We start from the raw sequence: 15,994 nt of genomic DNA, 5'->3' as shown, positions 1-15,994 counted from the left end.
TCGCGCCATGTTCTTTTTACGGCACCTGACGATGATGGTATATTTTTATAACCAAAACGTGCGGTGCGATTTTTCGAACACAGATGGGGTGGCCACGGTGAAGCTGCAGACACCATCAGACCTCGCGCGTATGGTCAAGAACGCCCGCGTCCAGCGCAACCTCACCCAGCAGGACGTCGCCGACGCTGTCGGCATCACCCGTCAGTCCCTCGCCCGCCTCGAACGCGGCAACGGCGGCACCTCCTTCGACACGGTGTTGCTCATCCTCGACCACCTCGGCATCCACCTGGACGCCACCACCGAGCGCCGCATCCCTCGCGCCACGACCGTCGCGACGGGTGCCGCCCAGGCAGCGGCCGACGCACTCGCCACGCGCATCACACCGCTGATCGGCTCGGGCACGCTCGGAGCACTCGACAAGCAGCTCCTTGGCTCGCTCCCTCGGATCGTCCCATCGCTCCCACCCGAATGCGACACGTCTGGCATCCTCAAGCAGATCGAAGCGAACCTCGACCCCGCTACGCTCGCCTCCATCCGCGAAGCCTCCCGCGGACTCACCGAACGTCTCACCGTCCCGGGCTCCGTCCTCATCGATCCGCCTCGTGCGGTGGAAGCCGGCTCCAGAGCCGCCGCGGATGCCCGAACGGCGGAAGCCCGAACGGACGCCGACCCGTATGCCGAGGCAGGTATCGAATGATCCGCGCCCTCAACGTGTACCTCTACGACACCCACGTCGCCACGATCACCCGGCGGGGCGAGAACCTGCAACTGCGCTACCTGCCCGAATACGTCGAATCGGACACCCCAGTCCCCATCTCTGTGACACTCCCCGTCGTAAGTCCCCCCTTCGGGAACGACGAGACCAAGCGGTTCCTCGACAACCTCATGCCGGACCGCGCTGATGTTCGTTCCCGGTGGGCGCGGCAAGCGAAGCTGACCAGCGACAGCACCTTCGACCTGCTCTCCGTCTACGGAGCCGATGTCGCCGGCGCACTCGAGTTCTACCCCGCAGGCACATCACCCAGGCAGGAGGAGAACCTGACGCCGCTCACCGACAGAGAGATCGGCGACCGGATCAGGCAGATCCGTCGAGACGATTCCGACTGGTTGCAGCACCGCGCAGTCGAAGAAGGGTTCTCGCTCGGCGGCGCTCAGGGGAAGTTCGCGCTCACCCTTCGCGACAATCAGTGGTTCGAGCCGTCTGGACGGCAGCCGTCGACACACATCTTCAAGCCGGGCATCCAGCCGCTGCCCGGCTCCGACGTCACCGAGCACATCACGCTGCAGGTCGCACGCCTGCTCGGGATCGACACGGCCGCATCCGTGATCGCCGAGTTCGACGGCGAGCACGTCCTCATAGTGGAACGCTTCGATCGCTTCGAAGACAACGGCGCCATCAGCCGAATCCACCAGGAAGACCTCGCTCAAGCTACCGGGACGTCGCACGTCCAGAAGTACGAGTCCGACGGCGGCCCCGGCTACCGCGACATCTTCACCGTCTTCGACCGCAACCTCAGCGCTGCGGACGCCAGGACCGCCAAGGAGCGGTTCGCGAAGCTGCACGTCTTCTCCTGGATCATCGGTCACAACGATGGGCACTCCAAGAACTACTCCCTCACCCACGTGCCCGGTCGTAGCGTGCTCGCCCCCTTTTATGACCTCAACAGCTCGCTCCCGTTCACGCAGCGAGAGCAAGTCCTCGCCCACGAACCTGCGGTCTTCGACGACGTCGAGCTCGCTTTCGCCGTCGACGGCGCGAACACACTCGGCACCTTCAATGGCGACAGTATTCGACGCCTCGAAGCCGACGCAGGGCTCGCCGAAGGGTATCTGCGGGACTTCGCCCTCCAGGTCGCCGCGGGCCTCCAGCCCGCCGTCGCTGTCGTCACCGAAGCAATCCCCGATCGCCTGAACGAGCTCCCCTCCGTCGCGCTCTACCCGCACGCCACGTACACGCAGACCCTGAGAGTCTTCGACGCCCTGAGTGCGATCAGTCATTCAGGTGCACTGCTCGAGGGGACTGCCGCACGGCCTAGGCGACTCTGATCGTGGCTTTGCCCGTCGTCACACCGGCGTGGAGCTTGTTCAGAATCTCGGTGGTCTGCGCCCAGCGACCCGTTCGCGTGAGGTCGACCCGGACCGTTCCTGTCGTGACTGCGTCGAGCGACCATCGCAGGGAGTGGGTTCCGTGTTCGGGGAATGCGGCGAGCCAGGCGCCGACGTTGAATCCGGCGGTGGTCTTGTTCTGCAGCCAGTGCGCGAGTGAGCTGATGGTCACGTCCGCTGCTTGCGAGGCGTTGCCGACCTTGATGAGACGTCCACCTGACCGCAACATGCGGAGTGCACGTGTGGCTGCTTCTCCTCCGACGGGGTCGATGACGAGGTCGTCTGGGATGGACGCCAGGTCGGTGCGGGGGTAGGTGTTGTCGTATCCGAGGCGGTGCCCGATCGTTTGCTTTTCAGGTGTGCCGACGACCGCGTCGATGCGTCCCCCTCCGAGCGTCCGAGCGACCTGGAGGAACTGTGAGCCGAGCCACCGGCACCGGCGTGCACGAGCATCGATTCTCCGGGGGTGAACCTAGCCGTGTCACCAGGCTCGGCGTGCTCGAGGAGCTTCTTCATCCCTCGACGCTCGATCGCGGTCTTGCTTCCGGAGGTGACGTCGGCGAACACGTCTCGCTTCTGGACCCCAGCCGTGACGAGAGCATCGAGCTGCAGCTGCGCGTCCTGACTCGACGTACTCACCCGCGTGTACCCAAGAAGTCTCATATGGCCATTCTGACTCAGAAACCCCTGCCGGTCACGACGCTGAGACGCTTTGCGGTAAGACGTCTTTCTAAGACAGAACCGTGTGATTGTTAGCGCTTCGAGGCGGCTTTCTGTGATCGCTTCTTGGTGCTTCGCCGGAACACCGCAGGGCTGATGCACATACCCCTCCTCGGCATCGTGCGACGATAGCCGCCTCATCTAACCAGTGACGTCACAGCTCGCGTTCGACCGCAGCCGGTGGCCGTTCGACGGGGTTGAACGATACGCCAGCAGTGACGGTGAGCGGATGGTTCGGAAACGCATCGAGCGTCATCGCGAGCTTGATCGTCAACTGCTCGAGCATCTCGATCTCCTGCGCACTCCATCCGTCTAACGCTCCGAAATCCTGCATGGAGTCGAGCACGCGGGTTCCGAGATCTCGACCGGAGGCGGTCAGCCCGATTACGGTGCCGCGGGCGTCTCGCGGGTCGTGCGCGCGGAAGACCAAGGCTGCGTCCTCGAGGCGGGCGATGATACGGCTCATGTTCGACCGTGTGGTGTCGACCGCGTCAGCGAGCGAGGTGGGCGTCGCGAGTCCGCGATATACGAGCTGGTTGATCACCAGAAATGCTGGCAGGTCTTTGGGTAAAGGGAATCCGCTGTCGCGCATAAGTTGCTCGCGATACGTCCGCGACGTTCCCCAGGTCACGATCGCCTGGAACGCCGACTGGAACGCCGACACACGGGCTCCGGCCAGCGGAGCGATCTCCTCAGCCGCCAGGGCGTGCAGCGTAATGGCGTTCTTACTTCTCGGCACCGTACGCAGCTCCTTTGGGACTCGGGACGCCCCAAGCATAAGGCGCAGTTGGCAAGAACCTGAGAAAACTATTTGACTCAGGAACATACTTCGTGGGACGCTGTGCGAGTTGATTCGTTTCATTCGTCGCCTGACGATTCTTCATCCCGTGTTCTTCAAAGGAGAAGTCCCGTGTCTCTCGCTACCACATCCGGCCCACGTCCCTGGTGGGTCGCCGTCGTGTCCGGTATGGCCTCATACGTCGACGCCGCTGCCATCACCGGTTTTGCCACCGCGATCGTCGTCTTTCAGCAGACCCTCGGTTTGGACGAGCTCCAGATCGGTTTGGCCGGTGGAGCCCTCACCGCAGCGATGGCCATCGGTGCCCTCGTGGGTGGTCGTCTCGGCGATCGCTTCGGTCGGCGCCCCGTCTTCACGGCGACGATGATCGCACTCGTTGTCGGTGCGGTCGTGCTGGTGTTCGCGTCATCGTTCCCCGTGATCCTGATCGGGGCGATCATGCTTGGATTCGCGAGCGGCGCCGACCTGCCCGTTTCGCTGTCGACTATCTCTGAGGCAGCTACCGAGCACAATCGGGGCCGCCTGATCGGGTTCACAAACCTGCTGTGGATGGCCGGCATTATTGCGAACATCGTCATCAGCACCCTCGTCGGCGACCTGGGACGGGTGGCACCGATGATCCTCTTCGGGCACATCGCCGTGGTCGGCGTACTGATTCTTCTCGGACGGCTGACGATCCCAGAATCCGCACCATGGCTCGCGGCCCAGGCGGAACGACGAGCCGGGGTGAGGACTGTCCGTGCGGAGCGCGCCAGCATCCGAATGCTCTTCCGGAGCCCTTATGGAACGGTCTTCCTCGCCTTGGTGATGTTCGCCTCGCTGACTAATCTGATCGCGAGCACGATCGGCAGCTATGGCACCTACATCCTCGTCAACTTCGGCGGTGTCACGATCAGCCAGGCATCACTCGTCACCCTTCCGCTGCTGCCAGTGAGCATCATCGGGTACCTCTGGTTCATGAGGATCGCGGACAAGCCCGTTCGGTTCCGCTTTTTCCAGATCGGCGGAATCGCTTTCGTTCTCTCTCCTCTGGTCGTCGCAATCTTCGGCGCGAGCGTGCCGGTCTACCTCTGCAGCTTGCTCTTGATGGGCGTGGGCTCGGCCTTCGCGTTCGAAGGCATCCAGCGGGTCTGGGCACAGGAACAATTCCCCACACTCCTGCGCACGACAGCGCAGGGCTCCATCATCGCCATCCAACGGTTCACAGCAGCCGCGCTGGCAAGCATCACCCCGACTCTGCTCATCGGAGGTCCCTCGCTCCTGTTCGGCATCCTGACGGTCGGTTCCGCTATCGGCGTGGGCTGGGCGTGGATTGTGTTCCGCACTCGCGACCGGCATGACGAGTTTGACTCCGAGGCCGACACGATCGGCCAGGCAGAACACTCCGCGCCGCTCGCTTCCCGCTAACCCTGTCGAAAGGACTCCCCATGACCCCGCATTCACTCACAGTCAATCGACGCCCCGCGCCCTTCGGCATCGACTCGGTGGCTCCGGAATTCGCGTGGACGCTCCCGAGCGATGCGCCGCCGCAGCTCGGTTACGAGATCGAAGTCTCTGACGACTCGTCTTTCCTCCCCGATGACATCACCTGGACGAGCGGCCACATCAAGAGCACGGCTCCATACGGCGCCCAGTACGCCGGCGCTGCCCTCCGCTCGCGCACCGAGTACAGCTGGCGCGTGCGTGTGCATGGAGCAGACGGCACCGTGAGCGACTGGGCCACGGCTTCGTTCGAGACCGGCCTGCTACACCCGACCGACTGGCGGGCCGCTTGGATCAGCCACCCGGAGGCCGCGAAGAAGGACCCGCGGAGCGTCTACCTGTCGACGACGATCGAACTCCCTGCCGATGTCGTGCGAGCGCGGGCCTACACCAGTGCGCTTGGGTGGTATCGACTGTTCATCAACGAGCATGACATTACCGGCACGGCACTCGTCCCCAGATGGACCCCCTTTCACAACTACACGGAGTACCAGGTCTACGACACGACCGACGCGCTGCGCGCCGGCACGAACACCGTCGGCATCATCGTCTCCGAAGGCCGGTTCAGGGGACGCCTCGGCGCATTCTCGCTGCCCAACCGCTATGGCGATCGGCTGGCAGCCCTGATGCAGTTGCAACTCGATCTCGCGGACGGCAGCACCATCAGCGTGACGACCGACGCGAGCTGGACTGCCAGCTACGGACGCGTTCGCGTCGCGGATCCGAAGGATGGCGAACGCGTCGACCTCAGGATTCCTGAACTGCCGTGGCTGCACGGCCGATCAGACGGTGCCGTTTCCGCTATGGTCATCCCCGAACACCGCCTGATGATCGCGGAGTCCGTCGCGCGGGTCGAGCAGATCGGCCGCCGCCGCGGAACACTCTCCCGCACCCCGTCAGGCAAGCAGTTAGTGGACTTCGGCCAGAACATGTCCGGCGTTGCACGCGTCAGATTGTCAGGTCCGGAGGGCGCCACCGTGCGGCTGATCTACAGCGAGGTACTTTCCTCGACCGGAGAGATCGCGACCGGCTACCTCGGCGGCGGCTCGTCGAAGAAGGACTGGTTCCAACGCGACGAGGCGATCCTGGCTGGCGAGCCGGTCGAGTACACCCCCGGTGCCACGATCAAGGGGTTCCGATACCTGTGCATCGACGGACCAGCGGACCCTATCTCAACCGAAGACGTGGAAGCCATCGTCCTCTCGACCCCGCTGCCTGCCATCAGCGAGTTCCAGAGTTCAGACGGACGTCTGAACCAGCTCTGGCACAACGTGGTGGAGTCGCTCCGCTCGAACTTCACCGACACCCCGACCGACTGCCCGACCCGGGAACGCAGCGGCTGGACGGGCGATATCCAGGTGTTCGGACCGACGGCGGTGCAACTGGTCGACGCCGACGCCTACCTCCGGCGATACCTGCGCAACCTCGCCGCCGAGCAGCACTCGGACGGCACCATCCCTCCCTTCATTCCCTCCGAGGCCGCGGTCGGTATCAGCCGCAACCCGCTGGGCTTCACGCGCACCTCGGCCGGTTGGGGCGACGTCGCCGTTATGCTGCCCTGGACGCTGTACCAGTACTACGGCGACACCACAGTCCTTCGAGACCAGTACGCCAGTTCCAAAGCGTGGGTCGACCAGCTGGCGTTGCGGGCCGCACGCAAGCGTGGCGTGAGACGCAGATTCAGGCGCGGTGTTGGACACCTCGAGCGGTACATCGTCGACACCGGCTACCACTGGGGAGAGTGGCTTCGTCCCGGAGAAACCCTCGCGTCAGAGATGCCGGGCAATTTCCTCGGCCGACGAACGAGCGTCGCAACGGCCTATCTCGCCCACTCCGCCCAACTCCTGTCGCGGATAGCCGACGTACTGGGCGAGGACACAGACTCGCGCCGTTATGCACAGCTCGCAGACAACGCGAGCACGGCCTGGCGAGCCGCCTTCGTGACCGAAGAAGGAAGCCGCATCGGCGACGACCGGCAAGACGACTACGTGCGAGCCCTCGCATTCGATCTGCTCGAACCGAGTCAGCGCGACCGAGCCGCCACCCGCCTCGCGGAACTCGTGCGGCAAGCCGGCGACCACCTCGCCACCGGGTTCCTCAGCACGCCGATGTTGCTCGATACGCTCGTCGACACCGGGCACGCCGACGTCGCTCTGCGTGTCCTCCTCCAGACCAGCGCTCCATCGTGGCTGCACGCCATCGAACTCGGAGCGACGACAACATGGGAGACCTGGGACGGCTACAAGCACGGGGAACCCGAAGCCTCACACAATCACTACGCGTTCGGTGCCGTCGCCGCGTTCCTACAAGAGCGCGTTGCCGGCCTGGCCCCCGCGGCACCCGGGTATGCCCGGCTGCGGATCGCTCCGATCATCGGAGGTGGCCTGACCTCCGCTTCGGTCTCGATCGACACACCGTACGGACGCGCGTCATCAGCCTGGAGCACAAGCCCGTCCGGTGCGGTAACCCTGACAACTGAAATACCCCCGGGCGTTCGCGCGGACATCGTTCTAGGCAGAATCTCGACGGAGGTGGGACCGGGAAGCCACGAATTCACGTCGAGCGCATTAGAGATGGCGCACGGCAACCCATAGCCGTACTCATTCGAAATCGCTTGGCTCGATGCTGCCGTTCGCGTCATCTCATCGTCAGGCGTATCAGACCTATGCCGAACGTTTCGAAAAGCAATTACTTTGAAAGACGCCTGCTGTGGCGCCTCCCCATCGCGCGGGTGCTTCTCACAGTAAGTCCAGCGTTGTCGTCGCTGCCTCCTTGTCCCCGGAGAAGGCTGCTGCCTCGATGACCGCTGAGGGGGAGGCAGGGACGAAACCGTCGTCAGTCCACCGGTTGGTGGGGCGGGTCGATCCTTCGACTGTGACGGTCTTAGTTTCGCCGGCCTCGAGCCACACGGGTGCGAAACCGACGAGCACGCGCCGGGGGAAGTCGTTCGCGTCGATGACGGCGTAGAGCTGCACGACGTGTCGGCCGGGCCGATCTCCGGTGTTCGATACGGAGACCGTGGCATCAAAGTGTTCGTCGACGACGGGCGAGACGGTGACCTGGTCGATGCTGAATGTCGTGTATGACAGTCCGAAACCGAGTGGGAATGCTGCGGAGTTGCCGTCGCGGTCGAGGAGTCGTTGTCCGTGCCACCGGTCGTAGGTGATTTCGGTGGCGTCGATGTCGAGGAAAGGGAGGTGGCTTTCGTCCTTAGGTATGGAATAGGGCAGCCTGCCGGTGGCGTCATGATGGCCAAGGAGGACGTCCGCGAGGGCGGTTCCTCCCTCGGAGCCGTTGTACCAGCCGATAAGTACAGCGGGAACTTCGTGCCGCCACTCTTCGGCGATGACTGCGCCTGCGGTGACAATGACCACGACTGTGCGCGGGTTGGCGGCGACGGTGGCGCGGATGATGTCTGCATCGATGGGGCGCAAGCGCAGGGATCGGCGGTCGCCGCCGATCGCGCTTCCCATCACCGTGCCGCCATCGCTGGCGGCGTCCATCAACGCGCCCAGATCCACGCCCTCGGGCGCAGGAGGGAACAGAGACAGGAGGCTGGGGTGAGAAGTCATGATGTTGCCGAGGTACTCGCCCTCGTCGGCGGAGGTGTACCCGACGACAACGATCGCAACGTCCGCGCTGGCCGCGCTGGCCGCGGCGGTGCTTGGGTCGTCGGCTTCTACGAAGTCGACGCTCGCGCCCGGAAAGGCGGTGCGGATGCCCTCTAGGGGAGTTGTGACATGCGGCGTGCGGACGTTCGAGGAGCCCTCGTCGCCGGTGTTGGCCAATCCTGCGAGGCGACCGATTACCGCAACCTGTCGCAGCGATGATGCGTCGAGGGGAAGAAGAGGTTGACCGTTCACGTCGTCGTTCTTCAGGAGCACCGCCGCGGTAGCGGCAGCCTCTCGGGCCAGCGCGCGGTGTTCGTGAGAGAAGACCACATCGATCGAGGGCTCGTCGTCGAGTTCGCGCGCGTAGAACGCGAGTTGGGTGGCGAGGATGCGTCGACCGGCACGATCGACGTCAGCCCAGGAGGCTCGCCCCGCGTCGAGGTCGGCCTCAAGGTGCTGGGCACGCTGCTGCTGGAAAGGTTCCTCGACATCCAGCCCTGCGTGGAGGGACTTGCCGGCGTCCCGAAGTCCGAGGAGGAAGTCGGAGACGGTGACTCCTTGGAAGTCCCACTGGCCACGCAGAATGCCCTCCATGAGGATCTCGTTCTGTCCAGCCCACTCACCATTGACGCTGTTGTAGGCGGTCATGATCCCGTCGACGCCCGCTTCCACGGTGCGTCGGAAGTGCGGCAGGTAGACCTCGTGAAGTGTGGCGTCGTCGGCGGTGACGTTGACGACGAAGCGGCCGTTCTCCATCGAATTCAACGCGAAGTGCTTCGACACGGCCATGGCATGATGGCGGACACCGCGAGTGAGCGCGCCGCCGAACTCACCGAGCGCATAGCTGTCCTCGCCATACGTCTCTTGTGCGCGCCCCCAGGCAGGGTGCCGGGGAAGGTTGATGCAGACGCCACCGAAGAAGTTTCCTCCTTGGGCTCGAACCTCTGCGCCGATCGCGATCCCGATCTGCTCCTCGAGGGCGAGATCCCAGGTCGCTCCGCGAGCCATGGAAACGGGGAAGGCAGTCGAGGCGCCCATGACGACACCACGCGGTCCGTCACTGAATCGGAGACCCGGGATACCGACCCGGTCGACGCAGCCCATGACGATGGGGGTTCGGTTGTAACCCTGAGTCATCTCCGCCATACCCGACCAGAAGTCTTGATCGCCATCGAGCAGACCCAGCTTTTCCTCCGCGGTCAGTTGCGCAAGGAGGCTGATGGCTTCAGACTGCGCGGTGTTACCAGCACGTACGCGCTGAACAGCGTCATCGAACAAGGTGTGAGTGGTCGTCATCGACTTTTCCTTAACTTCGACCTCCGTCAACATGAGCGTTGCGAAGGTATCTTTGGGATCAAGGCCCTTACCCGCATCTATGCGGGTAAGAAGATGATAGACATATAGACGTGGCTGCGCAAGAAGAAACGACGGGCAAGACTGCGACAGTGCGGCAATCACGGACCCGTCTCGCGCCCGAGGTGCGGCGCGCCATGATCATCGAGCAGGCGACGACGTTGATTTCCGAGCGTGGGTTTAGTGCCTTCACGCTGCTCGGTCTTGCCGAGGCGTGCGGGATGACCCGACGTGGACTCGATCACTACTTCACGTCACGTGAAGAAATTCTGATTGCGGTTCTGCGCCACCGCGACGAAGTAGACGTCGCCGTTCTTGGTCAAGGGGAGATGGGCGCGCCTCTGGATCGAGAGGGCGCCTGGCGCGCCCTGGATGAGACCGTGCGGCGCAACGCTTCCCAGCGTGAGATCGTGCGACTGTATACCGTGCTCGGCGCGGAATCGCTCAATCCGGAACACCCGGCCCATGGTTACTTTTTGGAACGCGCTCTGACCGTCAGAAAAGCCGTCGCTGCCGCAATAGGCTCCTGGCATCCGCGCCCGGAGGAGTTTGCGATCGAGGTGATCGCCGTCCTTGATGGGCTGCAGATCAGTTGGCTGCGGGAGCCGCACCTTGATCTGTTCGAGCTCTGGCGAGACGCCGGGATGCTACTCGACCGAGACTCGACCCCGTAATCCCTTGCGATCGGCGCGACGCACCAGGCGCCCTCGGTGCGTTCACGCAATCTCGCGGTATGGACGCGTGGGTCGGGGTGATTGGGGTAGGCCTTACGATTCTCGGGCAACTCGCGATTCGCCGCCGAACCGACGTAGAGCCTCCGAATGAGACGGCCCCATTGAGTCTCGGCTATGTCGTCTGGACGGTTCCCGGCGACAGTTGCTGAGCTCCTCGTCTTCACGCGGCTTGCCGCTCTATGCGGAGCCGCCCTGTACGACTTTGAGCATATGAAGATCGGTGAGGGGGTCAACGGGAACAGAGCCGGCGAGCCGGCTCACGATGTGGTGGACCATCACATGTACGGCGATCGTTGTGTCAACCGCGATGGTGGTGAGGCGGGGCGCCATTAGTGCGCCGATTCGAGTCGCGTCGGTGCCTAGCAGAGCTACATCCTCAGGAACGCGACGGTCGATTTCTCGGGCTGCGGCGAGGAGAGCGACGGCGACGTCGTCGTTATAGCAGGCGATGGCCACTCCGTGGGGAAGGCGGCGCAAGACGGATATCGCGTCGACAAGGTCGACAGATAGTCGGATCGAATTCGGCGCTGCCAGGCCGTGCTCTCGGCAATACTCCGCTAGTCCTTGTTCTCGGGTATCGCCGTAAACGTCGAGGCGGGCGTCGTGCAGGTGTGCGTAGACGAGGTTCTGGTGCCCCTTCGCTACTAGGTACTCACCCTGGAGCTGACCGATGCGATAGTTCACATCTTGCCCCGCCGCCAGATCGATCAGAGTGACGCCGCTGTCTTCTATGGATTTCCGCTCCGCGGCCGTGGCGGCGACGAAGGGCGCGATCACTGCTCGGGGGCGAATTGTCGTGATGAAGTGTTCAAGCAGTTCTACGGGAGAACTCGCGAAATGCAGAACGAGGGTCAGACCGACTTGAGCGAGCTCTGCGGTGAGAACGTCGATGACGTCTTGCAGGTTAGTTCCGAACGTTGTGTTGGGTACGAGAGCAACGACGAGGTCGCTCGTTCCGGTAGCAAGAGTTCGAGCGGCCGCTGACGGGCGGTAGTTCATGGCCGCGGCCATCTCTTCCACTCGTCGAATGGTTTCGGGGGCGAAGCGCCCTCGCCCATTCAGGATCTGACTGACAGCGGGCCGAGACACCCCCGCAGCGCGTGCAACGTCATCGCTGGTGACCGTCATGTGCCCATCCCCTCAGTCTATACGACAAGCCTAGTTGACGCGCGTAATCATTTTGGTGTTAGATCGACCGATAACGCGCGTAAGCGTTCGCCCTCACAGAGCCGTGGAGACCCCAAATGTCGATCAATAACGTTCAACCCGAAACCGGCCCCTATCAAGCCGCCGTTCCCGGCTCAGCAGTTGCACCTAATCCCCTTCTCGACACATCGACCGGACCGCAGAACATGAGCCGATGGCTCTGGGTCGTCTACCCCCTGGCGATGATCAGTGTCAACGTCGTTTGGGGCGGTGTGCTTCAGGTGATGCTCGGTAGGCAGGTCGCGCAGATGCTCGGCGACACGACCGGGGCGGCCGGCATGCTGGGCCTCGTGATCAGCGCCGGAGCAATCTCAAGTTTGGTAGCGCAGCCGCTACTCGGGTTCCTCTCGGACAAGACGAGTAGTCGCTTCCTTGGCCGCCGTAACATCTGGATCTTAGGATCCGCGGTCACGGCAACCATCGCCCTGCTGGTCACCGCCAGTAGCCCTAGTCCCCTCGTACTTGCCATCACCTGGTCGGTCGCGATGTGGCCGCTGAGTGGTCTGCAGGCTGCTCTGACCGCCGTTCTCCCTGAGCGCGTCCCGATCCGCAACCGAGGGACCATGTCCGGGCTGGTGGGCGCGTCGTCGATCGTGGGCGGCTTCGGCGGAATCACGATCGCTGGCCTCACGACGAACCTGTTCGTGGGGTACGTGGGCATCGCTGCGATCATGCTCGTCATGGGGACGATTTTCGCGTTGACGACGAAGGACTATGTGCCGGTCGGGGCGACGGTTCGCGCCTCCAAAGCCGAACGCCGAGCGGCGGCTCGCTTTCCGAGCTTCCGCAGCGCCCCGGACTTCTGGTGGACGTTCGCCGGCCGGTTCCTCATCATCTTCGGCTACAACTTCATGTCTGGCATGCAGCTGTACATCCTTGCTGACTACATCGGTGTCGGTACGGTCACCGAAGCCGCCGCCGTCTTCGTCGCTGTTCAGGGGGTAAGCACCCTCGCGCTCCTCATCTTCTCGATCATCGGCGGATGGCTGTCGGACAAATTCGGACGAGTTCGTGTGTTCGTGGCTCTGTCGAGCCTCCTCTTCGCCCCCGGCGCACTCGTTTACTTCCTGGTACCCACTCTCACCGGCGCCTTCATCGGAAGCGGCATCCTGGGCGTTGCCTTCGGCATCTACCTCGCCGTCGATCAATCGTTGATCACCCGAGTTCTGCCGAACATGGACAACGCCGCGCGGGATCTCGGCGTGATGAATGTCGCGAATGCCGGACCACAGGTGATTGCGCCCGCACTGGCCGGCGCACTCGTCGCGGCGACCGGTCTCTATCAGCCTCTTTTCGTCGTGACCATAGTCGCCGTCATCCTCGGTGCCATCAGTGTCCGATTCATCAAGAGCGTTCGGTAATGACCGATCGCTCATCCAACCACCTATCGCACATCGTCAGAGAGGCACTCGCATGATCCGTCAACCCTTCAACAGTGACTGGAGCGTCGGTCCCAAAGGCTCGCCCTTCGACGCCTTCAGCGGTGGAACGGTAAAGACGCCCGTTACCCTGCCCCACGACGGCCTCCGCGACCTGACGCGCTCCGCGGACAGCCCCAACGGCAGTCACACCGGCTACTACCCGAGCGCGCACCTCGAGTACACCAAGACCATCGACGTGCCCGCGGAGTGGCGTGAAAAGAGTGTCGTCCTCGACATCGAAGGCGCCTACCGTGACGCTGTCGTATACGTCAACGGCGACTTCGCGGCTCAGCGCCCGAACGGGTACGTCGGGTTCAGCGTCGCCCTGGATCCGTTTCTCCGGTTCGGCGAGGCGAACACCATCAGCGTGGAGGTCCGCACCCATGAAGATAGCCGGTGGTACACCGGCGCCGGCCTCTACCGGAACGTGTGGCTCGTAGCCACTGAGCCTGTGCACATCCCGCTTGACGGCGTGCGCATCGCGACCCCCGTCATCGAGGCCGACCTCGCATTCGTGACCACCAGCGTCGAGGTCGCCAATGAGACTCGACACACGCGCACCGTCCGGGTCGAGACAGAGATCCGCGACGATACCGATACGGTGCTCAGTCTGCAAACAGCGCCGATCACACTCCTTCCTGGCACGACGGGGCGAGTGCACCTGCGTCACTACCTCTTGGCGCCCGCGCTGTGGGACGTCGACGACCCTCGTCTGCATACAGCGCACACTCGCCTACAAGAGGGCGACACCCTCCTCGATGAGGACGAATCCGTTTTCGGCGTACGATCCGTGACCGTCGATCCGGTACATGGTCTGCGAATCAATGGGAGCTCGGTGAAGCTCCGGGGAGGCTGCATTCACCACGACAACGGCCCGCTCGGCAGCGCCGCTCACCCACGCGCTGAGGAGCGTCGCGTCGTGCTGCTCAAGGAGGCCGGCTACAACGCCGTCCGCAGTTCCCACAACAACATCAGCCGCGCGTTCCTCGACGCCTGCGATCGCCACGGACTCCTCGTCTGGGATGAGGTGTCCGATGTGTGGACGAAGAGCAAGACCGCCTTCGATTACTCCCTGGATTTTCCCGAGTGGTGGGAGCGCGACGTCGAATCGATGGTCGCTAAGGACTTCAATCACCCGAGCGTCATCATGTACTCCACCGGCAACGAGATCTTCGAAACCGGTAGCTCAATCGGATCTACCTGGGGCCGCGCCCTTGCGGAGAAAGTGCGTTCGCTCGACAGCACCCGCCTCATTACCAACGCCATCAACGGCATGGTCGCCACCATGGACGTCTTCGCGGCACAGATGTCTTCGGGCGATGAGCCCTTGAACATCAACGCGCTCATGGGATCGATGGAAGACATGATGAACACCCTTGGCTCGACGGGCCTGGTCTCCGAACGAATCGAAGAATCCCAGTCGCAGCTCGACGTCTGCGGTGTCAACTACGCCGAGGCTCGCTACGCGATCGACGCCGAGAAACACCCGAACCGCATCCTTGTGGGATCCGAGACCTTCCCGCGAGCACTCGATCGGATCTGGCCACTCGTCGAGCAGCACCCGACCGTGATCGGCGACTTCGCCTGGACTGCATGGGACTACATCGGTGAAGCGAGCATTGGACGACCCGTCTACCCAGACGATGCCGATACGCCGCGGGGCACGAGCTCCCCATTTCCGTGGATGCTCGCCCAATCCGGCACGATCGACATTCTCGGAAATCGTCGCCCGGTCTCGTTCTGGCAGGAAACAATCTGGGGACTGCGGAACCAGCCTTTCATCGCCGTCCAGCGACCCGAGCATCATGGACGCGAAGTGTTCGTGGGTGGCTGGTCGTGGGATGACGTCGTAAGCAGCTGGAGCTGGAAAGTGCCGCCCGGGTCGCCGATCAAGGTCGACGTCTACAGCGATTCCGACGAGGTCGAGCTCCGCCTCGATGGCTCAACCATCGGCCATGCTCAGGTTGGAGCCCAGAAGGCATGCATCGCGAAGTTCGACATCGAATACCGTCCGGGTGAGCTCACTGCGATCGCCATCCGAGACGGAAAGGAAATCGGGAGGAGCACGCTGCGCACGCACAGCGACCGTATCCAAATTGCCCTCAGCGCGGATCGCACCGAACTGCGAGCAGACGGTACGGATCTCGCATACGTCAGCGTCGAGCTCGCCGACGAGACAGGAACGATCGCGACTGACGTCACCGCTGCCGTCTCGGTGGAGATTGAGGGCCCCGGGATCCTCGCCGGGTTTGGAAGCGCCCAGCCGGACACCACCGAAGACTTCGCAGCTGCGACCCGAACCACTTACGACGGACGGGCACTAGCGATCATCCGTCCCACAGGTCCAGGCACGATCACCCTGCGTGCTGCAGCGACGGGCTTGCCGCTGCAGTACCTGAATCTCACGGCGCGTTGAGTGTCGAGGGGTGTTCCGTTCACGCACGGAACACCCCTCCACCCCCGACAGAGGCCCGGAAGGGCGAAAGCACAAAGTCCACCGAGAACGATGGCGGTCTCAACCGGTCAACGCACCACAATGTTGAGGATTGATCCGGAGGTGTG

General features: G+C 63.4%; 11 protein-coding genes and 1 pseudogene. 7 read left to right on the top strand and 5 right to left on the bottom strand.

Features of this window, described 5'->3' with window-relative positions:
• The first annotated feature begins 7 nt into the window (after positions 1-7).
• Positions 8-697 (top strand): helix-turn-helix transcriptional regulator, encoded by a 690-nt coding sequence (locus FQ142_RS04145; protein ID WP_149422336.1) that lies wholly within the window; start codon positions 8-10, stop codon positions 695-697.
• On the top strand, positions 694-2,046 hold the full coding sequence (locus tag FQ142_RS04140) for a HipA domain-containing protein (protein ID WP_188042295.1): 1,353 nt from the start codon (positions 694-696) through the stop codon (positions 2,044-2,046). The genes FQ142_RS04145 and FQ142_RS04140 overlap by 4 nt, the downstream gene beginning before the upstream one ends.
• On the opposite strand, the gene FQ142_RS17585 is transcribed toward FQ142_RS04140, so the two are convergent.
• From FQ142_RS17585 to FQ142_RS04130, 3 genes and pseudogenes are all read right to left on the bottom strand, one after another.
• The gene (locus FQ142_RS17585) at positions 2,033-2,563 is read right to left on the bottom strand and encodes a zinc-binding dehydrogenase (RefSeq protein WP_223145275.1); all 531 of its coding nucleotides are present in this window, start codon (positions 2,561-2,563) and stop codon (positions 2,033-2,035) included. The two genes, FQ142_RS04140 and FQ142_RS17585, sit on opposite strands and share 14 nt — an antisense overlap.
• 20 nt (positions 2,564-2,583) lie before the next feature.
• Positions 2,584-2,769: pseudogene (locus tag FQ142_RS17400) on the bottom strand (recombinase family protein); the annotation flags it as partial.
• 211 nt (positions 2,770-2,980) lie between these two features.
• Positions 2,981-3,565: a MarR family winged helix-turn-helix transcriptional regulator gene (locus tag FQ142_RS04130; protein WP_188042294.1), complete on the bottom strand. Its 585-nt coding sequence runs from the start codon at positions 3,563-3,565 to the stop codon at positions 2,981-2,983.
• A 228-nt stretch (positions 3,566-3,793) separates the two neighbouring features.
• On the opposite strand from FQ142_RS04130, the gene FQ142_RS04125 reads away from it, so the two are divergent.
• Both FQ142_RS04125 and FQ142_RS04120 read left to right on the top strand, forming a co-directional pair.
• The gene (locus tag FQ142_RS04125) at positions 3,794-5,032 is read left to right on the top strand and encodes an MFS transporter (protein ID WP_149422333.1); all 1,239 of its coding nucleotides are present in this window, start codon (positions 3,794-3,796) and stop codon (positions 5,030-5,032) included.
• Between the two features lie 20 nt (positions 5,033-5,052).
• The gene (locus FQ142_RS04120) at positions 5,053-7,701 is read left to right on the top strand and encodes an alpha-L-rhamnosidase (protein ID WP_149422332.1); all 2,649 of its coding nucleotides are present in this window, start codon (positions 5,053-5,055) and stop codon (positions 7,699-7,701) included.
• A 144-nt stretch (positions 7,702-7,845) separates the two neighbouring features.
• Here FQ142_RS04120 and FQ142_RS04115 read toward each other — a convergent pair whose 3' ends face one another.
• Complete coding sequence (locus FQ142_RS04115; RefSeq protein WP_149422331.1) at positions 7,846-10,014, bottom strand: beta-glucosidase family protein; 2,169 nt, start codon at positions 10,012-10,014, stop codon at positions 7,846-7,848.
• A gap of 110 nt (positions 10,015-10,124) precedes the next feature.
• Here FQ142_RS04115 and FQ142_RS04110 point away from each other — a divergent pair, with 110 nt between their 5' ends.
• A complete protein-coding gene (locus FQ142_RS04110) occupies positions 10,125-10,745 on the top strand; it encodes a TetR/AcrR family transcriptional regulator (protein ID WP_149422330.1) in 621 nt (206 codons plus the stop codon).
• A gap of 237 nt (positions 10,746-10,982) precedes the next feature.
• Here FQ142_RS04110 and FQ142_RS04105 read toward each other — a convergent pair whose 3' ends face one another.
• Complete coding sequence (locus FQ142_RS04105) at positions 10,983-11,933, bottom strand: LacI family DNA-binding transcriptional regulator (RefSeq protein ID WP_149422329.1); 951 nt, start codon at positions 11,931-11,933, stop codon at positions 10,983-10,985.
• Positions 11,934-12,049: 116 nt separating this feature from the next.
• On the opposite strand from FQ142_RS04105, the gene FQ142_RS04100 reads away from it, so the two are divergent.
• The gene (locus tag FQ142_RS04100) at positions 12,050-13,372 is read left to right on the top strand and encodes an MFS transporter (protein WP_149422328.1); all 1,323 of its coding nucleotides are present in this window, start codon (positions 12,050-12,052) and stop codon (positions 13,370-13,372) included.
• Between the two features lie 52 nt (positions 13,373-13,424).
• Positions 13,425-15,848 (top strand): glycoside hydrolase family 2 TIM barrel-domain containing protein, encoded by a 2,424-nt coding sequence (locus tag FQ142_RS04095; RefSeq protein WP_149422327.1) that lies wholly within the window; start codon positions 13,425-13,427, stop codon positions 15,846-15,848.
• The last annotated feature ends 146 nt before the right edge of the window (positions 15,849-15,994 follow it).

This window comes from Microbacterium sp. ANT_H45B, assembly GCF_008369345.1.
In the GTDB taxonomy this organism is placed as follows: domain Bacteria; phylum Actinomycetota; class Actinomycetes; order Actinomycetales; family Microbacteriaceae; genus Microbacterium.
This window is presented reverse-complemented; position numbering and strand designations above follow the sequence as displayed.